26 protein-coding genes and 1 other RNA gene are annotated in these 21216 nt (G+C 42.8%); 6 read left to right on the top strand and 21 right to left on the bottom strand.

The window, feature by feature from the left end; genetic code table 11:
• Positions 1 to 3: 3 nt before the first annotated feature.
• The 4 genes from LGO15_RS21100 to LGO15_RS21115 all read right to left on the bottom strand — a co-directional run bounded on the left by LGO15_RS21100 (position 4) and on the right by LGO15_RS21115 (position 5174).
• On the bottom strand, positions 4 to 546 hold the full coding sequence (locus LGO15_RS21100; protein ID WP_226085806.1) for a GNAT family N-acetyltransferase: 543 nt from the start codon (positions 544 to 546) through the stop codon (positions 4 to 6).
• A gap of 485 nt (positions 547 to 1031) precedes the next feature.
• The gene (locus LGO15_RS21105; RefSeq protein ID WP_226085807.1) at positions 1032 to 4151 is read right to left on the bottom strand and encodes an MMPL family transporter; all 3120 of its coding nucleotides are present in this window, start codon (positions 4149 to 4151) and stop codon (positions 1032 to 1034) included.
• 1 nt (position 4152) lies between these two features.
• Positions 4153 to 4608, bottom strand: a complete 456-nt coding sequence (locus LGO15_RS21110) for a MarR family winged helix-turn-helix transcriptional regulator (RefSeq protein WP_167833078.1) — start codon at positions 4606 to 4608, stop codon at positions 4153 to 4155.
• Between the two features lie 137 nt (positions 4609 to 4745).
• On the bottom strand, positions 4746 to 5174 hold the full coding sequence (locus tag LGO15_RS21115; protein ID WP_167833079.1) for a cell wall hydrolase: 429 nt from the start codon (positions 5172 to 5174) through the stop codon (positions 4746 to 4748).
• Between the two features lie 183 nt (positions 5175 to 5357).
• Between LGO15_RS21115 and LGO15_RS21120 the strand changes: the two genes are divergently transcribed.
• Together LGO15_RS21120 and LGO15_RS21125 are read left to right on the top strand one after the other, a co-directional pair.
• A complete protein-coding gene (locus LGO15_RS21120; RefSeq protein WP_167833080.1) occupies positions 5358 to 5912 on the top strand; it encodes a DUF6944 family repetitive protein in 555 nt (184 codons plus the stop codon).
• Between the two features lie 90 nt (positions 5913 to 6002).
• On the top strand, positions 6003 to 6272 hold the full coding sequence (locus tag LGO15_RS21125; RefSeq protein ID WP_167833081.1) for a DUF2188 domain-containing protein: 270 nt from the start codon (positions 6003 to 6005) through the stop codon (positions 6270 to 6272).
• A gap of 58 nt (positions 6273 to 6330) precedes the next feature.
• On the opposite strand, the gene LGO15_RS21130 is transcribed toward LGO15_RS21125, so the two are convergent.
• The 5 genes from LGO15_RS21130 to LGO15_RS21150 form a co-directional block, all read right to left on the bottom strand.
• Positions 6331 to 6894, bottom strand: a complete 564-nt coding sequence (locus LGO15_RS21130) for an FAD-dependent oxidoreductase (RefSeq protein ID WP_226085808.1) — start codon at positions 6892 to 6894, stop codon at positions 6331 to 6333.
• Positions 6895 to 7016: 122 nt separating this feature from the next.
• Positions 7017 to 7931 carry an ABC transporter permease gene (locus LGO15_RS21135; protein ID WP_226085809.1) on the bottom strand — a complete coding sequence of 305 codons (915 nt, stop codon included), beginning with the start codon at positions 7929 to 7931 and terminating at the stop codon, positions 7017 to 7019.
• Between the two features lie 6 nt (positions 7932 to 7937).
• On the bottom strand, positions 7938 to 8963 hold the full coding sequence (locus tag LGO15_RS21140) for a hypothetical protein (RefSeq protein WP_226085810.1): 1026 nt from the start codon (positions 8961 to 8963) through the stop codon (positions 7938 to 7940).
• Positions 8960 to 9826: an ABC transporter permease subunit gene (locus LGO15_RS21145; RefSeq protein ID WP_226085811.1), complete on the bottom strand. Its 867-nt coding sequence runs from the start codon at positions 9824 to 9826 to the stop codon at positions 8960 to 8962. Before LGO15_RS21145 ends, LGO15_RS21140 begins: the two co-directional genes overlap by 4 nt.
• Before the next feature lie 120 nt (positions 9827 to 9946).
• A complete protein-coding gene (locus LGO15_RS21150; protein WP_226085812.1) occupies positions 9947 to 10381 on the bottom strand; it encodes a DUF2935 domain-containing protein in 435 nt (144 codons plus the stop codon).
• Positions 10382 to 10514: 133 nt separating this feature from the next.
• Between LGO15_RS21150 and LGO15_RS21155 the strand changes: the two genes are divergently transcribed.
• Positions 10515 to 11249: a YwaF family protein gene (locus LGO15_RS21155; RefSeq protein ID WP_226085813.1), complete on the top strand. Its 735-nt coding sequence runs from the start codon at positions 10515 to 10517 to the stop codon at positions 11247 to 11249.
• Between the two features lie 41 nt (positions 11250 to 11290).
• Here the strand turns inward: LGO15_RS21155 and LGO15_RS21160 are convergent, their stop codons facing one another.
• On the bottom strand, positions 11291 to 11830 hold the full coding sequence (locus LGO15_RS21160; protein ID WP_226085814.1) for an NADPH-dependent FMN reductase: 540 nt from the start codon (positions 11828 to 11830) through the stop codon (positions 11291 to 11293).
• A gap of 34 nt (positions 11831 to 11864) precedes the next feature.
• The gene (locus tag LGO15_RS21165) at positions 11865 to 12485 is read right to left on the bottom strand and encodes a superoxide dismutase (RefSeq protein WP_226085815.1); all 621 of its coding nucleotides are present in this window, start codon (positions 12483 to 12485) and stop codon (positions 11865 to 11867) included.
• Positions 12486 to 12773: 288 nt separating this feature from the next.
• On the opposite strand from LGO15_RS21165, the gene LGO15_RS21170 reads away from it, so the two are divergent.
• Complete coding sequence (locus tag LGO15_RS21170; RefSeq protein ID WP_226085816.1) at positions 12774 to 13412, top strand: helix-turn-helix transcriptional regulator; 639 nt, start codon at positions 12774 to 12776, stop codon at positions 13410 to 13412.
• Between the two features lie 27 nt (positions 13413 to 13439).
• On the opposite strand, the gene LGO15_RS21175 is transcribed toward LGO15_RS21170, so the two are convergent.
• The 4 genes from LGO15_RS21175 to LGO15_RS21190 are packed head-to-tail and all read right to left on the bottom strand — an operon-like array spanning position 13440 to position 15955.
• A complete protein-coding gene (locus LGO15_RS21175) occupies positions 13440 to 14402 on the bottom strand; it encodes an oxygen-dependent tRNA uridine(34) hydroxylase TrhO (protein WP_226085817.1) in 963 nt (320 codons plus the stop codon).
• Positions 14403 to 14452: 50 nt separating this feature from the next.
• Positions 14453 to 14698, bottom strand: a complete 246-nt coding sequence (locus LGO15_RS21180) for a YuzB family protein (protein ID WP_226085818.1) — start codon at positions 14696 to 14698, stop codon at positions 14453 to 14455.
• A gap of 50 nt (positions 14699 to 14748) precedes the next feature.
• Entirely contained in the window at positions 14749 to 15063 is a 315-nt protein-coding gene (locus LGO15_RS21185; RefSeq protein WP_226085819.1) for a hypothetical protein, read from the bottom strand.
• Positions 15064 to 15091: 28 nt separating this feature from the next.
• A complete protein-coding gene (locus tag LGO15_RS21190; protein ID WP_167833094.1) occupies positions 15092 to 15955 on the bottom strand; it encodes a pirin family protein in 864 nt (287 codons plus the stop codon).
• A 274-nt stretch (positions 15956 to 16229) separates the two neighbouring features.
• Between LGO15_RS21190 and LGO15_RS21195 the strand changes: the two genes are divergently transcribed.
• Positions 16230 to 16793 carry an NAD(P)/FAD-dependent oxidoreductase gene (locus LGO15_RS21195; RefSeq protein ID WP_167833095.1) on the top strand — a complete coding sequence of 188 codons (564 nt, stop codon included), beginning with the start codon at positions 16230 to 16232 and terminating at the stop codon, positions 16791 to 16793.
• A 104-nt stretch (positions 16794 to 16897) separates the two neighbouring features.
• Here LGO15_RS21195 and LGO15_RS21200 read toward each other — a convergent pair whose 3' ends face one another.
• The 5 genes from LGO15_RS21200 to LGO15_RS21220 form a co-directional block, all read right to left on the bottom strand.
• Entirely contained in the window at positions 16898 to 17308 is a 411-nt protein-coding gene (locus LGO15_RS21200; protein WP_226085820.1) for a hypothetical protein, read from the bottom strand.
• 148 nt (positions 17309 to 17456) lie between these two features.
• Positions 17457 to 17897: a GNAT family N-acetyltransferase gene (locus tag LGO15_RS21205; RefSeq protein ID WP_226085821.1), complete on the bottom strand. Its 441-nt coding sequence runs from the start codon at positions 17895 to 17897 to the stop codon at positions 17457 to 17459.
• 233 nt (positions 17898 to 18130) lie between these two features.
• Positions 18131 to 18295: a hypothetical protein gene (locus LGO15_RS21210; protein ID WP_226085822.1), complete on the bottom strand. Its 165-nt coding sequence runs from the start codon at positions 18293 to 18295 to the stop codon at positions 18131 to 18133.
• Between the two features lie 420 nt (positions 18296 to 18715).
• Entirely contained in the window at positions 18716 to 18922 is a 207-nt protein-coding gene (locus tag LGO15_RS21215; RefSeq protein WP_167833098.1) for a capping complex subunit for YIEGIA, read from the bottom strand.
• Positions 18923 to 18929: 7 nt separating this feature from the next.
• Positions 18930 to 19841: a YIEGIA family protein gene (locus LGO15_RS21220; protein WP_226085823.1), complete on the bottom strand. Its 912-nt coding sequence runs from the start codon at positions 19839 to 19841 to the stop codon at positions 18930 to 18932.
• 201 nt (positions 19842 to 20042) lie between these two features.
• Here LGO15_RS21220 and LGO15_RS21225 point away from each other — a divergent pair, with 201 nt between their 5' ends.
• Positions 20043 to 20450: an LAGLIDADG family homing endonuclease gene (locus LGO15_RS21225; protein WP_226085824.1), complete on the top strand. Its 408-nt coding sequence runs from the start codon at positions 20043 to 20045 to the stop codon at positions 20448 to 20450.
• Positions 20451 to 20870: 420 nt separating this feature from the next.
• Here the strand turns inward: LGO15_RS21225 and ssrA are convergent.
• Positions 20871 to 21206: a transfer-messenger RNA gene (gene ssrA / locus LGO15_RS21230) on the bottom strand.
• Positions 21207 to 21216 lie beyond the last annotated feature (10 nt).

Consider the following 21216-nt stretch of genomic DNA (forward strand, 5'->3'; position numbering starts at 1 on the left):
TTTTTATAAGAAGAGTGCTTCCCACTCCGACCGTAAAATCCCCATATTGATTCGGTCATAAATTTTGCCATCACGATGGACTGCTTGCCTCACCCTTCCTTCAAGCTGAAAGCCGGCTTTTTGATAGGCACGGATTCCCCGCTCATTATACTCAATGACATCCAGACCGACACGGTTCAGGTTCAGTTCATGGAAGGCATACCGAAGAATGAGCTGCAGCGCTTCAGAACCATACCCTTTACCACGGTCATTGGCATTGCCGATGCCCATCGCAAGCATTCCTGCTCTGTTATTCCATTCAATGCTGTGAATGACGATAAATCCGATCAGCCTGTCATCCTCAATTGTCCTTAAGCGGAAGTAAAAGCTGTTCGAGCCAGGATTACCCTCACCTTCAAAATGCTCAACAGGGCGTGGTACCGCAATGTCTGTATCCACATTCCTCAGGTACTCCGGATCTCCATCCCAGGAAGCGATGATGTCGGTATCCCCTTCCCTTTTTGCTGTAAGCTTTAGCGTTTGTCCGCGAAAAAGATTCACTGTCATTATTTATTCTCCTATTCTATTATTAATTTCACCTCTTCATCTGAAAAAAACAAGTTATATTTACGCAATATTCTATCCCCTTTAAGTTTGATATTTCCATCTTATGGTTTTTGGGCATGTTATGCAATAAAAATTCAGCAAGAAGAGGCAGCTACCATGTTATTGGTTTTAGTAGGTAGGAGAATTTGTAAGCGGAGAATTTCCGGCTATTGTATATAGAGGGCGCATATGAGGTGCTAATAAGCGGAGATATTCCGTTTACCTGCAAAAAATAAGGCGAAATTTAATGATTTGAAAGAAATAAACGGAAAAACGACCCTTATTTTTAAAGAAATAAGGGTCGTTTCTAATTTAACCGAAATTTTTCCGTGTTTTTTTTAAACAATTTGATGACACCATTCAGTTATCACAGAAAATATCAAACTTCGAAAATTACCCAGCCCCTCAGCCGCTTCGGTCTGAATAGTGTGCTTACGCTTCTCTATCTATACTCTTTTAAAAGGCCACCAGTTTGCTTGGCCGAAGTTCTTCACCAATACCGGGATGAACAGCGGCAGCATGATGAATGCGTACAGGAACAATCCTACGAGGAGGATCGACGCGATTTGCAGCAATGACATCATTCCGGATGGCATCATCGCTGCGAACGTTCCGCCCAGGATGACGGCTGCCGAGATGATGACTGTTCCCATCTTCTTCATCGAAAGCAGCATCGCTTCAGAGATGGATAGATTCTTATACTCATTGAAACGGTCCATCAGGAAAATACTGTAGTCAACGCCAAGGGCAACGAGGATGACAAAGGCGAAGAACGGAACCGCCCAGCTGATGCCTGAGTAGCCAAGTATATCAACATAAATGACCTCGTTGACTGCCATTGCCGTATAATACGTTAAAATCAGCGACCCGATGATATAAATCGGCATGATGATGGAACGGAACAAGAATACCAGGATGATGCCGATCCCAAGCAGCATCAAAATGACCGTACGGGAATAATCCTGGCCGGACATCGTATCGAGGTCTGCGTTGGTGCTGGTGATGCCGCCAATGGCTACATCGGCATTTTCAAGCTTCGTTCCTTTTGTCGCGCGCTCAACCGCTTCTTCGATTTCAGCCACCTTCGCCATTGCCTCATTTGAATAAGGATTAGCCTTGAAAATAACATCCATTGTCATGACTTTACGGTCGTTTGACATATATACATCAAATACCTGGGTGAAATCCTCGCTCTCAAGGACATCAGCAGGCAAATAAAAACCGTTGGAACCCGATTCAGCCAGCCCATCCAGGTATTCTTGCGCAGAGCCAAGACCTTCCGATACCTGATTCAACCCGTCCGTACTCTGGTTGAGTCCATCCGTAAGCTGTGCCAACTGGCCTCCAAGACCGCCAAAACCAGCAAGCAGCTGCTCCTGTCCTGCATTAATTCCAGTCAAACCATTTGTGAGCTTAGGAAAATTATCAACGATCTTCCCCTGTCCGTCAGCAAGCTGATTCAATCCTGCCTGCTGCTGCTCGATTCCGTCGATGAGTTGTTGAAGTCCAGGGCCGAACTCAGCCTGCTTGGTAAGTGCACCTGCAAATGCTTCGTTTGCTTTTGACATGCCTCCTGTAATCAAAGGTAGTTTCTGATTCAGTTGATTCAACCCTGCTGAAGCTGTTGCAAGTTCAGTCTGCATGTAAGTGAGCTGGCCTTTTATTTCCTGGTAGTTTTGGTCTGCTTTTAACGTTTCATCTCTATTTTCTAAATAGCCAAAAAGCTTGCCATTTGCCTGGGAGATTCCACCCGATAGTCCGGCAATTCCCTCTCCAGCCTGTTTATAGCCCTTTTCAAGCTGATCCAGCCCAGTTTGCATTTCCACATACTTCCCCTGAAGCTCCTTATACCCAGCCAGCAAAGCTTCGGCTCCGGCCTTGGCTTCTGCCAAACCGGCCTGTATCTGGTCAGAACCGGCAGATCCCTGGCGGATGCCGTTTTCGATTTTGGCCAGATTTCCTTGGATTTCTCCAAGACCTGATTTAATTTCAGTTGTGCCATTAATCAGCTGATTAATGCCATCAGTGGCACCCTCCAATTCTGGAGCTGACTTTGACAGTTCAGATTCAGCCTCTTGAAGACCTTCGCTGATTTTATCCAGGCCGTCTTTTCCTTCTCCAAGTCCGGAACCTAGTGTTTCAGCCTGCTTGGACACAAAGAAGTCCTCGATTGGTTCACCAGTTGGCCTTGTCACCGAGCGCACTGTGTCAACCAGGTCGACCTTTTCCAACTCGGAACTGATCTTCTCTGCCAGCTCGATGTATTCAGCCGAATCCATTCTTTCATCATTTTTCAAGATGACCTGGGTTGGCATCGATTCACCAGGTCCGAAACTGTCGGCAATCGCATTGAAGGCTTTGATAGAATTTACATCGCCGCTGATTTCATCCAGTGAGTTGTAGCTTAATTCTCCGTCATAAGCTACAAGGAACGGCACACACACAGCTGCCACAATCAGCAGGCTCAGGAATGGGCGTGCCAGCGAGAAGGTTCCAACCGTGCCCCATAATTTGCTTTCCCCATGCTCGGCACTTTGCTTTGAAGGCCAGAAAATCTTTGTTCCTAATACCGCCATAAAAAATGGGACAATAGTGAATAATCCAATCAAAAGCATGGCTACGCCGATCGCAACTGCAGCAGCGGACTGATATAAAATGAACTGCGAGAATCCGATGGCCGCGAAACCGATCATAACCGCTATGCCACTGAAAAATACAGTACGCCCTGCATTTTTATAGGTAGCGACAATCGCATCTGCCACACTTTCATGGTGGGCAAGTTCTTCCTTAAATCGGCTGAGCAATAGAATGCAGTAATCGGTTCCGATTCCGAACAATACAGCCACGAGGAATATCTGCGTATAGTTCGAGAGCGGGAAATCCACTCGATCAACGAGCATCGCTACAATCGATTGTGATACGAGATAGGCCATTCCAACTGTCAGCAATGGAATGATAGGAGCGATGACCGACCTGAACACAAGCAAAAGCACGACAAGGATAAAGACGACCGTGATTCCTTCCGTCTTTTTCAAACCTTCTTCAGAGCTGTTCATCAAGTCTTCATTGATCAGCCACTGACTTGTGTAATAATGGTCGACTTCGACATCTTCGATCGTTCCATAAAGCAGCTTGCTTACCTCGGAGGGCTCCCGGTCATTCCAGCTGACCGTCACCGATGTCAAAATTGATTTTCCATCTTCTGATACAAGCTGTTCCTTCAGGCTCTCCTCATTGAAATGAGTCAGGATGTCGGTAATCCCGATTTCATCCCTGTTAGCTTCAAGTTCGCGGATTGCTTTTTCCGCCTCCTTGATTTCTGCCTGAGTCAATTTTTTCTCACTGTGGAAGACGAGAGCGACCTGGGTTTCATCGCCTCCGCCTTCCTGTTCCCTGACTTCATCCATGATCTTGCCAGCCAGGGTCGATGAATATTCATCAGGTACGGTGATTTGTCCTTTTTCCCGGACAAGATCCGCCATATTCGGTGCGGCCATGAACAGACCTGCAGCTACAAGAATCCACGCAATAATAACAATCCATTTCTGCTTTATTATGAATTTCACGCTATTCCACCCTACTCTTTCTTTCTGCTAAAATATCATTCAGCTTGTCGTATGTCTTAAGGAACTGGACGATTTCCTCCTGGTCGAACTGTGTAATAAACGATTCAACAAGGGAGTGAATCCGCTCCTCCGTTTTTTGGAACATTTCGTTTCCTTTATCCGTCAAAGCCAGATATACCAAACGCCTGTCATTTTCATCCCTCGTTCTCTGGATGAAGCCTTTTTCCCATAAGCGCGTAATAATTGCGGTAATTGCACTCTTTTTCACATCAAAAACTTCTGCCAGCTCGGACGATGTGCATGAACCGACCTTATTGATATAGCGCAATGTATAGTGCTGATCATTCGTAAGATCTGATCCGATTTCTTCCTTGATCATCCCCTCGGCAATCTTGTTGACTGAAAAAGAAACATGAATATAATGGTCCACTAAATCCTTTATTGATTTCTCACACATGTATGTCTATTCACCCCGCTCAAAACTTATTCCATTGTTTAACTGTTAAACTGTTTAACTATTAATCATTTTAACTTTATTCCTAATCAATAATCATGTCAATAAAAAAGAGGCTGACAGATGAAATCGGCAGCCCATTAGAAAGTATTATAAATATTTTCACATTCTTCTCCAGTCGGTTCGTAAAAGCAATGGAGCTTGAAACGGCCAGCGAGCGGCTGATTGTACCAGGTCGGCGGACAATCACCCGGCGGCCGGAAATACCAGAGCGAAAATTTGGATGGCCATAGCCGTTCGCCTTTAACCGCCCGCCTTGCCAGCCTCTTTTCCACTTCCCTGGCCCTCTGGTAAAAATAACCCTTCTGGGTAGCCTCAAAGGCGTGCTCCTGATAAATCATCTGCGGAATCGTCCTTAACCCTTTAAAATCAGAACAATTCCCCCGTATCCGATTGATCCCCACATTCCCTATCATCAGCATCCCCTGCTGGCCTTCCCCCTCACCTTCTGCCCTCAGAAGTCTGGCCAACAAATCTATATCCGCCTCTGTATGCTTTACAACTGCCATGGCAAAACCTCCACCAACAGATTCTTAGTACATAGGTGAAAAATTCTTCTGTTCTCTTAGGCTGCATTCTTGCATTATTAAACATATTGTTCAAGAGCTCGGGCTATACGGATTTCTTGTTATTTGATAACGAAATCCCTTTGTACTGTATAAGATGTTAGAAGGATGAAGGCGGAGATTAGGATGAAAAATGAGACCAAGGAACTTTTTGGTGAGTGGGTACAGGCGGCCGGAACAACACTAGCTGCAATTGGCAGTACACCTCTGAAGAGATTTACCGAAAGCCAGCTTATAAATTTTATTGTGTGGGGGAACGAACTGCAGGCTTTAGGCAATTCACTAATTGCAGACAGTGAAACCAACTTTACAATTGACAAGATCGGAAATCAAATCCAAGCTACCGGAAATGTCACCACGCTCGCTGGCTTTATTCTGCCTGTCGGTGAAGGGACTACATTGAAATTAGATATTAAAGGTAATCTGCTCCAAGCCCTCGGTGGCAGTGCTTCCCTCTCAGTAATTTTAGTTGAGGAATCTTCAATTGACGCTCTCTACATTTTATATGGAATACTCTTGCAAGTAATCGGCAACTCGATGCAGGCAATCGGGGGAATTATTGACCTGCGCGGCGGTGAAGGCGGGAAAATCATCACCTCTGGAAGCTGGATTCAGGCCATAGGTTCCATTATCCAGGCAGTCGGGGTTACTAATGATTTTGTGGATAAATATGGTTCATAAGCAGAAATATTCTTGTTTCCTTCAAATCAGCCCAGGGTAAATTCATAATACCTTTATACAGGTAATCCAGCAATCGAGGAGGTAATAAACATGGCAAAGAATAGTGATAACGGAAGGGAACGCGAAGGTTATTTCAAGGACCGCGCTGGAACAGATGATGCAAGATTCCACGCCGTGCCCCATGATGAAGAAGGCTGGGCAGTCAAAAGAGAAGGACAGGATGAGCCGGAACTCACGACTGATTCAAAATCCGAGGCTGTAAATGAAGCCCAACGAATGGCTGAAGAAGCCGGTACGATAGCATACATCCATGATGAAGACGGGCAGATTGAGGACCAGGTCAATTACAGCAGCAGATGATTTTAATAGAATGTTACTAAGATTAAAGCCTTGCAGACCCCTGCAAGGCTTTAATAAATTATGCTTTTAATACATCGTGGTCCACATAACGCTCGCCATTCAGGTCACTGATGACGTTGATGGCAACCTTCGCGCCGTCTCCAGCTGTGACGATTGTGTGCATGCTGACGCCTGCACAAGTGCCTGCAGCCCAAATGCCTTCAACATTTGTTTTTCCGGCAGCATCTACGTCAAAAATCGTCTTGATTCTTGGCTCTGTGCCATCTTTTGTTGCAATACCTGATGCATCTGCTACATCCGTCATCATGCCTGATGCGATGATGACATGCTTTGCTTCATACTCGCCGTTTTCAGTTACGACTTTAACGCCGTCGTCTGTTTTGCTGACTGAAGTCACTGTCGTTTCAACGAACTCTGCACCAAACTTTTTCGCCTGCTTGATGCCCGTTTCAACTAAGTCAGGGCCTGCGATTTCAGGAGCTCCGTAGTGGTTCTCCATCCAGGCACGCTTCGTTACACTTTTATTGTTGTCCAGCACGATTGTTTTTTTGCCAGCCTTTGCCGCGAAAATTGCTGCGCTTCCGCCTGCAGGGCCCGCTCCGATAATTGCTACATCATACATAGGAAAAATCCTCCTTTTCTCTATTTCAATATAATCATAACAAACTTCTTTCTATAAGCGAAAGTTTTAAACCTAGGAGTTTTATCATAAAAAATAACCCATCCATTAGGATGAGTTCTCTACTACTCTACTTTTATCCGTGGATCCACCACTCCGTACAGGATATCTGCAATCATATTGCCAACAATCATGATTGTCGAGAAAATCATCGTCAGGTTCATCACCATCGCATGGTCCCTCATATTAATAGCTTTGATGAATAATTGGCCTATACCCGGATAAGTAAAAACCGTTTCAACAATGATTGCTCCATTAACTAGATTGACCATATCAAATCCAAGAAACGTGACGATCGGAATCAAAGAGTTTCTCAGAATATGCACATTGTAGATCCTTTTTTCAGAAACCCCGATAGCTCTTGCTGTCCTCACATACTCTTTACGGCTGTTATCGATGATATCATCCCTCAAAAATTGAGTATATGTCGCTGTGGCGACGATTCCCAGGACTGTTGCCGGCAAAATTAGATGATGAAGCCAATCAAGCCAGTATTCCAGAGTCCCTTCCGGTACGGTGATATCAACAGATCCATTCGATGGAAACCAGTTCAATTCGAAAGAGAAAAAATAAATCGAATAGACGGCAACGACAATCATCGGAAATGAAAGGCCGCTATAATTGATCCCACTGATCAACCTGTCACCTAATGTGTTAGGATGACGGCCCGCATATCTTCCCATGAAAAAAGAAAGAACATAAGTGATTAGTAAAGATGCAAGTCCTAAAATAATAGTGTTTTTCATTTTCTCTTTAAGAATCACGGTTACGGGGACACGGTAGTAGGAGGATACCCCAAGCTCACCCGTTAAGAAATTCACGACCCATTTTTTATATTCTGACCATATTATTCCGAAATCATAGTCTGCCCCCATCACCCCTGGCATCATCATGAATAGAGTGAATACGACCATTGAAGTCAGAAGCAGGCTTGGTATAGCAGCCAGAATTCTTTTCACTGAAAACGCTATAAATTTCATGTCAGTTCACACATCTGCCTGTCTCTGTTCTTTGATTAATCGGAATGACCCGTCAGGCATTTTCTTATTTTTATTAGTTTGCGGTTTTATCTTCCTATTATTTATTTTACTGATGTAGTCGATATTTTCATATGCCAAATTTCTTTCAATTTCTTTTTTCATCATATTCATGATTCCAATCAGGAAAAAGAAGAAGATCATAGTGCTCAATACAATCCATGGATACTGCATCATGACCCTGAAGTTTTGGCCAATCAGTCCGCCCCATTCATTTGATAGAGTTTCTGCCACTGGCAGATCCCCTGGAGGTGTAAAGATGCCCCCCTTCGTCCTTCCTCCCAGGAAATATTCAAAAAGACCCAAATGCATGATCATGATCAAAGTACTTAACATCTGCTGAACAAACATCAGCAGGCCCGTTGACTTTAAAAATGGCCCAATATGTTTGGTCAGTATGTGATATCGGCTGCCACCGATTAGTAAGGAAGATAGCACAAAGGACTTTTTTTGCATGACTTCAATGAATTCAATGGTGAGCAATACGATTGCCGGATAGGCGACCAGTGTCAGCACTCCGATTTGATAAGCTGCGGCTGTCCATACTGGCACTCCAGTATAATGGCCTGTAACTGGTCTCATTAGGAATAGAACAATTATTAACCCCGGCACATAGCGAAAGACAAGGAAAAAATCCTTAAAATAGATTTTCATTTTTGGAAGCCAGAGGGCAATCAGCAGTCCAGTGGCCAGCCCGAATACAACCCGCATTGCTGTTATAACGAACGCAGCCGCAATCGTGAACTTAGCACCGTACAGATGGATATAGACCATGTCCTGCCCGTTCCTGTCCGTTCCCAGGGGGTGATCAAGTGTCGGCGGGGTGGGTGCCCTATCGAGTAGGTTTCCGTTTTTATCATATACATAAAATTCCTCATTATAATCTTGGTCACCATAAATAGGGTACATCAAGCTGACTACGAACAGTGCAAGTATCAACAAGGAGCCGGCTATTGTTTTTTTGTATTTCCTCATAGATGTACCTCTTCCTTTCCGCGATAGACATGGTCAGTGATTCTTGCCAGCACATCTACGAAAAGAATGGGGATTGCGAGTAAGAGGCAAAATACAATCACTGACGGAGCATCTTTTGTGAAAATGTGATTCATGTCTTTTGTGAATCCCTGCAGAGCAAATATGTATTCGACTAACACCAGCTGGGAAAGAAGAATCCAAATTAACGTCCTTAACTGGATGATTGCCATCGGCAAGATATTGCGAAGGATATGCTTGAAGTAAATGGTCAGATTATGGAGTCCCTTCGATTTTGCAAAAATGACATAGTCCTTTTCCCATTCCAGCTCGATTTCTTTGATCAGAAACTGAGCCATAAAAAAGGATGGCAAAAGCGATACAGCCAAAACAGGCATCAAATAGGACTTTTCGCTCAATCCATAAAGCCTGAACAGCTTGATTCCAGTTTCCTTATACATATAAATCACCACAAACTGCAGAATGAAAATAATCAATAAATCAGGCACTGCTTCACTGAAATTGATCATGTCCTTCATCTTTGACTGAAATTTCCTTGGGATGATGATAAACGCCCCTGTCAGGATAATGCCCCCCGTGACCATCGCCAGCAATGAAAGCCCGAGAAGCTGCAGGGTATAAAAATAACGTTCGCCAATACTGGTCGTCATCCATTGATGAATGAGAGAAGAAGGATTAAAGAGCAGGATTTGCGCTGTGACCTCCTGCAGTGACCCTAGAAAAAACTCCGGCCCATACATCAGCCTCTTTTCTTCAACATAAAAAAGCCGGGGAATGGATAGGAATAGGACCGCTCCCCCTAAAATACACAATCCTCTGAACAGGTAATGCATGAACAACTTCATTCCATGGCCTCCTGGAAATATTTATATATTTAACGGCTTTTTTATTTAGAAAGTTTCACAAAATGGATGGATATTTCAGACAAAAAAATCAGCCTGCAACTCAGGCTGATTTCCAGTCGATTATTGAGGTGTCTGCTGATATAAAAGTGCCTGGGCAATGCCGACAAAGTATTCAGATTCCCGGATGATATGGTCCAGGACAACTTTGGCAGTTGGATTATTTTTCACCGCTTCGCTTTCATTCTTGATTTGCTCACACAATTGAATGAACTCGAGGCTTTGCTGCAGATAATAGGAAGTCAGCTTCAAGACATGCTGGTGAAGCTGGGCAGGTATGTAATTGCCCGATCTCGTCACCGTCTCAATGTACCTTAAGACTTGATGGCGGGTCTCTCCCAATACCTTTTCCCATTGCTTCAGGGCATCTACATATTCCTGTTCCAAATCAGGAATCAACTCTCTGATCACGACAGTATGCTCTTCCTCCTGGTGCTTCCAGAACTCTGCTTCATCCAAAATCCTCAAGGGCATCTGTTGTCCATAATAGAACTGCATACTCTTACCCTCCCCAAAACTATAATCGTTTGAAATGTATGATTTTCTATCCATATATATACCAACTGGGAATATGTTAAAGTAAGAGTGTGAATTTGGAAAAATCAAACGACGTTGCGATTGGAGGGGGCTTATGAGGGAACTCTTTGAGCCGGGTACAGAAAATGTCTTTCAGCTATTTTCCAGTGTACATCTGTATACACTTGCGGCTTTCCTGCTTTTGATCATTTTGCTTTTCTTTTTCCGAAAAACGTTAAGAAACCCCAGTATCAATCGAATGGCACGGGTTGGATTATTTCTAGTACTGATTCTTTCCGAAATCAGCCTGCAGATATGGCTTTGGTGGAGCGGGCATTGGAGCTATCAATATTCGCTTCCCCTTCATCTGAGCAGCATCTCACTCATCCTTTCCGCCCTTTTACTTTTAACAAAAAGATATGCACTGTTTGAGTTCACATACTTTGTCGGTGTCGGCAGCGCGCTGCAGGCGATGATCACTCCAGACATCAGCCTGTATACCTTTCCCCACTACCGTTATGTCCATTTCTTCATTTCCCATGGCGGAACGGTGATTGCCAATCTGTTCATGGTCTTTGTGGCCGGATACAGGCCAACCGGGAAATCCATTTGGAAAGCATTCCTCTGGCTGAATGTCTATACACTGATCGTCTTCATCGTCAACTTCCTGATTGAAGGAAACTATATGTACATCTCCGAAAAACCAGTCAATCCATCTTTGATTGATTATCTCGGACCATGGCCATGGTACATCCTTTCCTTGGAAGCCATTACTCTAGTTACCTTCTTGATTTTATATTTGCCATTCTGGCTTACCAGAAGGTTGAATAGTGAAGAACTGCAAAATTAACACAAAAGGAGTTCAGAGATGACTCTCTGAACTCCTCTTTTTTATCTGCTTGATATGCTTTCCTGCATAACCAGCATTTCTTCCGATAACGACTGTATTCTTGATAAAACATCAGGATCACTTATCTCGTTGTCCTCATTAAAGGCCGCATTCTGGACAAATACACTTCCGTTCGGAACAACTCCTTTAAGGAAGCTAAGGATCGGTTTTAAATGATATTCCGCAACAAGAAAGTGCTTGTCAGATCCTCCAGTTGAAACAATGGCTGTCACTTTGGATTTAAATGAGTCCGTTGGGATGTGGTCCAACAGATTCTTTAAGGCACCCGATATGGACGCCTGGTAAATCGGAGTCCCAAATACAAGCAAATCTGCCGTTAAGATTTTATTCACCACTGTGACAGTATCGCCGTTATAGCTTGGTAATGGGATTCCACGAACAAACTCCACATCATAGTCCTTTAAATCTACTAATTCCGTTTCAATTGCCGGATTGATTTTTTCCACTGCATTCAGGACTTCAAACACGGATTTGGATGTTTTCGAACCTATAAGTGACCCCGAAACGCCGACTAACTTCAATGTTCTTCCTCCTACGCACTAAAACTGGTGCCTTCTATTTCACCGCATTTTCAAACTTGGATGAAACAACTTCCCAATTAATGATGTTGAAGAAGCTTGAAATATACTCAGGGCGTCTGTTTTGGTAGTTCAAGTAGTAGGCATGCTCCCAAACATCCAGGCCGAGAATCGCTGTTTTTCCTTCCATGACAGGATTGTCCTGGTTTGGAGTGCTGGTTACTTCCAAACTTCCATTCTCATTTACTACTAGCCATGCCCAGCCAGAACCGAAGCGAGTTGTGGCTGCTTTTGTAAATTCTTCTTTGAATCCTTCGAAGCTGCCAAACTGTTCATTCAGTGCAGCTGCTAGTTTTTCGCCTGGGTTTGAACCAGAAGTAGCAGGAGCGATCACTTCCCAGAATAATGAGTGATTAAGATGGCCGCCACCATTGTTCCTCACTGCCGTACGAATCTCCTCCGGCACGTCCTGAAGGTTGCTTAATAAGCTTTCCAGTGATTTCTCCTGAAGTTCCGCACTTCCTTCGAGAGCAGCATTCAAGTTATTTACATATGTCTGATGATGCTTTCCATAATGGATTTCCATAGTCGCCTGGTCAATATAAGGCTCAAGTGCATTAAAATCATAATTCAATGTTGGTAAAGAATATGTAGTCATAATAATCCTCCTAAGTAATTAACTTAAATATTTTTTATACCTTTTAGTATATAAAGTGTAAATTAAGAATACTACAAGCTAAAGTAATTAATCAATATGTTTGCTTATTTTATGTTGGTATTTTTCTTGCGCCCCTTTACTCATTGGCAAAAATGAACGAATTCCGGGTTATGGATGGTCTTTATTTTCTTATTTTATACTTTAAGGTATAATTAATTATTCATTATGCCTTACAGATCACATGGCATGGTATTCATCAATTTCGATAGAATTGAGGTGTGCTTGATAGTGGTGAAAACGAAAAAGAACACCCGAAACCTGATCCTGAACCTGTTAAAGAAAGAAGTAACATTGACAGTCAATGATCTTACCGATCGTTTGAATATTACCCATATGGCAGTAAGGAAGCATCTAATCAGCCTGGAAGAAGAAGGGGTCATTAAGTCCGTCTCAGTCAAGCAGCCAATGGGACGGCCGCTTCAAAAATATTCCTTAACCCAACAGGGAGAGCTGCTTTTCCCGAAAAATTATGAAGGGCTGAGCGTTGAGTTCCTGAAGGATATAAAGGACATGCATGGCGAGGAATCGATACAGCTTTTATTCAGCAAGAGAGAACAGCGGCTTACTGAGGAATATAAACAGAAGACGCAGCAAAAATCGATGGCTGAGAAAATACATGAAATCGCCAGGATTCAAAATGAAAAAGGCTATATGGCGAGCGTCACTAAGATTGACGACGATGCCTATGAGCTTGTTGAATACAATTGCCCGATTTTTGCAGTAGCGAATGAATTCAAGGTTGCCTGCCGATGTGAAACTGAAATGTTCAAGAACATCCTCGAAACAGATCAGGTGCGTCGTGTCTGCTGTAAAACCGATGGTGACGACCATTGTAAGTTTATCTTCCAAGATAAAAAGGAGGACTGACATTTGACATGTCAGTCCTCCTCCTTTTTACCTGGCTATTTCTGAATCTGTGATTTGGGCAAGCCTTTCCTTCACTTGCTCCTCGCTCAATCCATGTTCAGCAACATATCTGTTTCTTGGGTGGACTCGGCATTCATGGGTGCATCCGCGCAAATGCTTATGCTCATTCTCCTCTGAGCAAAGAATCTGTTTGTTGCACTCTGGATTAGCACAGTTCACGTACCGCTCGCACGGCTCACCAGTAAAAATATCTCTTCCTACCACGACATGTTCATGCTGGTTGACCGGGACACTTATCCGCTCATCAAACACATAGCATTGGCCGTCCCACAGTTTTCCCTGTACACTGGCATCTTTCCCATATGTCACAATCCCGCCATGCAGCTGGGACACATCCTCGAAGCCTTCTTTCAGCATCCAACCGGAAAACTTTTCACATCTGATTCCTCCTGTACAATAGGTCAGGACTTTTTTGCCTTCGAACATGTCGCGATTTTCCCTGATCCACGATGGAAGCTCGCGGAAGTTCTTTATGTCAGGCTTGACCGCTTCGCGAAAATGGCCCAGGTCGTACTCATAATCGTTTCTTGCATCGATGACAATCGTTTCTGAATCATTCATGGCCTCGTAAAACTCTTCCGGACTCAAATACTTCCCAGTCGTAGCATTCGGGTCAACATCATCCTCAAGGCGAAGCGTGACAAGCTCCTTCCGGGGCCTTACATGCATCTTTTTGAAAGCATGCATATCCGATTCATCAATTTTAAAGACCATATCAGCAAAACGTGGATCTGCTTGCATTGTTTCCATATACTTTTCTGTCTGTTCGATCGTCCCGGATACTGTTCCGTTGATGCCTTCATTGGCTACAAGGATTCTCCCTTTCATGCCGGTTTCTTTGCAGAACTTCAGATGATCCGCCGCAAATTGCTCTGGATCATTGATCGTTACATACTTGTAGTAAAGCAATACTCTATATTTAAGACTCATTTTTATCACCTTAAACTTTCTTTAAAATCCCCCTATATCAAGGGTTTAACTCAAGCGAATAAAGCCAGTTCCATTTCGATATGCTCTCTTATTAATTCAAGGCATTCCTCCGGTGTTTTCGCAAAAATCCGTTTGCCGTTCACAATGGCGTATGGCTTTTTGGCGCACATTCCACAGAAGGACAGGCAGCTGCTTTCCAACACGGCTACTTCCGGGAATTCGTTTTCCAAAATGCCTTCAATATCTAAAAGTGTAATCAAGCTAGCATCACAGATTTCCACTACTACAATTCCCATGCAGATCCCATCCTCTCTATTTTATTGAATGCGCCAAGCAAATGAACACTCTAAACTAGATTTTCCCAGTAAGACATCATTTTTATTTTCACCAATTCATTCGTATGCTTCTCCAGTACTTCGAGGATATCAGCCTGGTCAATGAAAAAGTCATTCACATACTTCGTTCCCCGATAGTATGGCTGGTTGCCCTCATAATAAAATATGTCGGCAATCCCATCATACTGATATTCTGCATCAGATCCGCAACAAATCGAAAGTTTGATCTTTTTCCCGTTATAATTTAAAAAGATCTTCGATAACGGCATTTCATTGACTGTCACTATTTCCTCTTGAAGTGTGATGATCCCTTCGATTTCTTCCACCTCATCCAACTCCCTTTAAATCCCTATACTATATGGCTGGAGGTCCGAACTTTCCTTGCTGGAAGTCCCGGAATGCCTGTCTGATTTCATCCATCGTGCTCATGACAAAAGGTCCATATGGCACAATTTCTTCTTTTATCGGCTTTCCGGAATATACAAGCAGCTTGGAGCGTCGGCTGTTGGATTTAATTTTCAATTCACTTGTATTATCATCGTTTCCATCTTCATTAAAGGTTAATGTAGCAACCCCATGCTTCTTTAAATTGACCTGGCTTTCACCAAAATCCAGATCACCTGATAGAACATATAAGAATGCGTTATGGTTTTCTGGCAGTTCATGAACGTATTCAGTTCCCTCTGACAAAGTAATCTCGGACAGGGTAATAGGCACAATTGAATTCAACGGCCCCTTCACCCCCGCAATTTCCCCAGAAAACACCTTGACAGATCCGCCATCAAATTCGACTACTGGCGCATCTTCTGAATACACATTCTGATACGAGGCCTCTGTCTTCCGAAGATCCTTAGGCAGGTTCAGCCAAAGCTGCAGAGTGTGGGCGATATCATCATCCACCCCTTCTTCGGCATGCCGTGCCGCCCAGCCTGCATTCATATACTGAACATCCCCGGGTTCCAGGATGTCTCTCCCGCCAGCATTATCAATATGCTCAAGCCTTCCATCCACTACATAAGTAACGGTTTGGAAACCTCTATGCGGATGGTCGGAAAAAGTACCGCGTTTAAACCAGTCTTCTGCCATCAAAATGAAAGGGTCAAAATCTTTCCATCTGTTTACTGGCAAAATCCAGCCCTTCTGGATTGAAGGAAAACCTACCTCATCATACTTCACATACCATTGGTCCTTGACGTCACGCTTGAATGATTGTGCCATCTCCTATTTCTCCTTATCAGTTGTTATCAATAATGAATATTTTTAGTATAGCTTTTAGTTTAGACTTTTCATTTTTTATTTTTTATACTAAAATGTATAAAAAGTAGACAAATAAGATTACAACATAGCTTTACATAAAATACAATCGTTTTGCCTTACCTGATTTGCATATATCATCCAGAAATCAGACGATCAATTGATATATTTAGAGGATAATAAAATGAGTTATTCCTTTAACTATAAAATTTTAAATTGTTAATTTGGAGGAGTCAGAATGTACGATATAGCTATTATTGGAGCAGGTCCGGCGGGATCGAGCGCAGCAATTTTCGCTGCGAAAGCAGGAAAAAAGACATTGGTGATTGATAGCGGCAAAGGAATGACCCAGCGTGCATGGGTAGAAAACCACTATGGAATCAATGAAATTGCTGGCCCTGAGCTTGTCGAGACTGGCAAGAAACAAGCAAGTAAATTCGGGGCAGAGATTGTAGAAGATAGCGTTGTTAACATTTCATCTGAAAATGACGTATTGACTGTTGAAACTGAAACCCAAACATTCCAGGCAAAGCATGTTTTATTGGCCACCGGTGCATTAACTGACCTTGCCGATAAAATCGGCTTGAAGCTCGTGCCAGGAACGGAACCTCGTATCAAGAATAATGTAGAGGTTGACGAAAATGGCAAAACAAGCATCAACGGGATTTGGGCAGCTGGTACAGTGGCAGGTGTAAGTGTCCACACTATTGTTACCGCAGGAAATGGAGCAGCTGTTGCCATCAACATCATCAGCGAGCTGAATGGCGAACGTTATGTGGACCATGACTTGTTGAAAGCATAGCCTCTAGAAAGGAAACCCGCAGCAGACTGCGGGTTTCCTTTTTTTATATGTCCTGCTAGCTCCAAGCAGAAAAAAAGACCTCCTTTGAGGCCTTTTCACACTTATTAAAATTTAGGATAGGCTTTATTAGCAGCTGTCGGATATGCAGAGCCGAACGAATCTAATCCTGAATTTCCATAAAACGGATAGCCGTCTTCCTGATAACCAGCCCCGCCTGGCCCTATTGGGTAGCCGCTTCCAAACGAACCTGGATATCCTGCTCCCCCATATCCTGGATAACCGCCTAAATTTCCACCCGGGTAACCCCCAAAGCCTGCACCAGGATAACCGCCGCCAGGAGGAAGATAAGGTGTTCCTGGGAAGCCTGCTCCCGGATATCCAAAAGGCAATGGGCGAGGAGCTGCCAGAGCACCGCCAAGAAAACCGCCCGCTAAACCACCCAAAAACGGCAACCAGCCAAGACCAGCGCCAAATCTATAATCATTTCGTTGATAAGCATTCAAGTGTCGATACATATTTTAAGAACCTCCTCTCTCCATGTTTATGCATGTTCCGCCAATTTTGTCTGGGCCCTACTTCAAGCAGAACCAGCTTCAGGCTTAATAAAACTCAATGACGGAACAAGGAGAGGCATTCAAGATATCCTTTGATCAGATGCTCGTTTTATTGGATATCTAATTCCATTACCGTTGAAACAGGTTTAAACCCTAATTTTTCACAAAGAATTCTAGAAGGATTACCCTTGAACACATTTAGCTGGATTGTCCTGATTCCCAGCCCCTTGAACTCATTAATCGCCGCAATTGCCAAGTCCATGGCGACACCCGACCTTCTGAACTTTGGAAATACATAGGCACTAAGCAGATTACCCATGACCTCGCCCTTCACAGTATTATAGTCAGCAGCCAGCAAAATCCATCCTCTCAGCAGGCCGTTTTCTAAATCGATGAGAAAATAGCCCCCTTTTTGGAGGACAGGCATAAAAAGTTGATAAGCATTTTGTACACTGTTTACCGCGTATCCCATCGAGCTCTCTTTCATCACTTTCCCGGACAGCTGGAGAATTTGGTTTGTCTCTGCCTGAGTCGCTCTTCTGATTGCCATACACCAAACCTCGATTCAAAGATGTTATGTACTAATATATTGGAGGTTGGTGAAGCGGGTGCCTGTCATCGATTAAGGAAAGATAGACAGGCTCCTAAAAGAGGAATCAACTGAAGAAGAAAAACTTAGGAAGTTCGACTGTATTGTCGGTACAAATAAAAGCACATACGAGATATCTAATAATTGATTTAATAAGAAATCGAGTTGACCATTAGACCAATCCATGAGGTTTTTTAATATTTATCATTCTTATCCATTTTTTCTTCCAATTCTTTCAATTCCTTATCTGACTTTTTCTTTAAAAGATAAATAACGCCAATAGCCAAAATTGACAAAATAAAATACACCATTATTGTTGGAATAAACTCCATCAAGTTAAAACCTAATAGTAATTGCATGTATATCACTCCCGATTTGTTTTCATAGCATCTATTCACACTAAGTCTTTTATAACCTGTCTATTTTTTCGGTACCAAATAAACAATCCTGCACGAAGGGCTTTATCTGCAGCTATGGAGACCCACTCCTCAAAGCAATATTGAATACTTCTTTTGCCTTTATTGGAGCTTGCAAAGCTTTACCCTCTTTCAGGTATTACACCTGGTACTGTTTGTACTATATAAAGGATGATTTCCTAGCAAAACCTTATACCCGTTATATGTTCATGTATTCATATTTTAAATCTTATAATCTCAATTAACCTCTGTCAAATTTGCTTTTGGAATGGCTTTCTCGCGAGTTTTTCTAGTATCATTACAGAAAAAGAAGCCCTTCTGAATCCAGAAAGGCTACCTTATGCTAGGAAGAGTTCATTAAGATTAAACTCTCAACACTAAATAATCTCCACTTTTCATCTGAACGACATCAGCTTTCATTGCTTTGGCCACATCCTGAACCATCAACTTCTGCTGCTCTTCATTCTCAGCCAACAGGGTAAGCTGGCTGCCTCCCAGTATCCTTTCCTTGTGTAAAGTGACAACTGCGAGTATCTCATAACTAGGTTTGGCTGAAGATTCTCTTCCCATTGTTTATTTATTCCTTTCCGACAAGATTTGTTTTCATGACTGCATGGCTTTTTTTCGTACTTTCAAGTAAAGGAGTCTTTTTAACAGCTTCAATCAGCTTATCCTTGTCTTTAATGATAGGTACAAGCGTAACAACAATTCTTCCTTTTTCGTATTCCTTCCTTGTAAAATGATATCGCTTAACCCCCAATGCCCTTGTAGCTTCAAAAAGCGCAGCCTGCCTTTGTCCGAAGTTATCCAAAGCGATCCGAAAATGTTCCTCATGAGGATAAATCACCACAGCCATTCCTTCTTTTTCAAACATCTTAGCAGCATTCTCAGAACCTAACAGGTTTGTCACATAAATTCCATCTACAAACAATTCCGACCCTTTCACTTCAATCTTTCCTTCTTCTACTTCAGCAATATCTCCTATTGTTTTGCCTTTAGAAAATCTTTTTAATATGTAAAATCCGATTGCACCCACAATTATCCCTGAAAGGATATTGATTAATTTCGATTCACTATCCACAATTTGAATCGTGAGAGCCGTCAAAAAAGAAACAATCAAAGAAAAATAATTTCTTGCTTCGAATGTCTTTGCTATTCCGTCGATATACGCGTCTCCACGATAAGCATACTCGGTGTTTTCTACATCTTTCAAACTTTCTCTTTCAGACTTTCTCACATCCCGGAACTGTTGGATGGCAAGCGTCAGAAATGTCACTGCGACAAAGTTTTTGGTCATTAGCGCTGGAATGGCAACTGCACCAAGGGCAGAAGCAACGAACCCAGTGACTAGATGGATCATATATCCATTCGGATAGCTCGGATATTGCCTGAAATCTTCTTTTATCGTGAGGACCCGAGCCAATGTCCCAACACAAATAGCCGTAATGATCATAACGATATGCTCAGATGATATTATTCCTTCTTTCATGGCTGCCTCCTTCATTCCTCAGCAGTCATTCCCATTTCGTTTTAGAAAAATACATAAGCAAATCAAGGTACTTTTGGTTGAGAAATCAACAAAGTTTACGAAGAGAGCCCAAATAAAAGATAAATCAGGAATTTTCAATATTGAAATTATAACTTACAATAAAGAAAGAACATATGTTCCCTATTAGAAGGAGGAGGAATAATGAAAATTTGGGAAGCTAGCTATATTGCTGGCATTATAGATGGGGAAGGCAGCATTACATTAACAAGAATGCATAAACACGAACATCGCCGACCGATGATTACAATTCCATCGACAGATAAAGAACTTTTGGTGTATATCCATTCTATTATTGGAGGAGTTATTAATAATAAGAAAAATTATAAACCAGATACCCATAAGAATTCTTACACATTAAGCGTAAAAAATAAAATTGACGTATTATCTACATTAAGATACATACACCCTTTTTTAAGAATTGAACGGAAAAGGCTACGTGCCCAATGGATATTGGAGCATTATGAGTCGGTTACACCTCGAAACGGAAAGTATAGACCAGAAATGTTAGTAGCTAAAAAGGAATTTGAGAATTTTTTCTTTACTATTTAAGCAAAAATCTATGATTGTTAGTTATTCGCTAAGTTTACTCTTTATGATTGATTAATAAATCCTACATAAAAAACATCAGCCAAAAAACAGCTGATGTTTTATAAACAAAATAAAAATCCACCAACATATGTATTGGTGGAGACGGTGGGACGTGCTATTCCATGCTTTCGTCATGGCACTGACTATATCTTGAACCTGCTTCAGCAGGTCCTCCGGCGTATTATGCGAGATTTAGTTTTATCCAGACTCCCGGATAGATCACGCATCCTAGTACTGCCACGCTGGCAGCCTATAAGTCGATACATGGCTGTTGGATTGCTCCACATACCACTCGGCATTGCCCTATCGCTAATGCGACTTAGGTTTCACCGATAAAGCCGGATTTTCACTTGCGTGTTGCCACGCAAGGCGACTAATGACTAATCGAACCCACGTCCAAAGATATTGGCACTTAAGCTTCTACGAGTGTAGTCGGCATATTGGCAATTCGCTGGTCCTTTTGCCTACCGACAGGCGGCCGGCCAGCTAGCCTGGTTGTTCTCTTCCTTCATCCTCAGGCGGTGGAATCCGGCGTAGCCCACTTAGAGTGAGTCCGCTACCCTACCACATGGGCGATGGAGGGGCGAACCGCTATGCAGTATTAAGCTGCGAAAGCGAAGTTGTTGTTTTCTTTGCCAGTTATAGGCGTTGACGTTTTTACGAGGCCGATCCCCTCGACTCGCCACTTAAGCTCAAACTACCCCTGTCGAATCCGTAACGTCCCCGT

The sequence above is a fragment of the Mesobacillus sp. S13 genome, from assembly GCF_020422885.1.
Lineage (GTDB): Bacteria > Bacillota > Bacilli > Bacillales > Cytobacillaceae > Mesobacillus > Mesobacillus selenatarsenatis_A.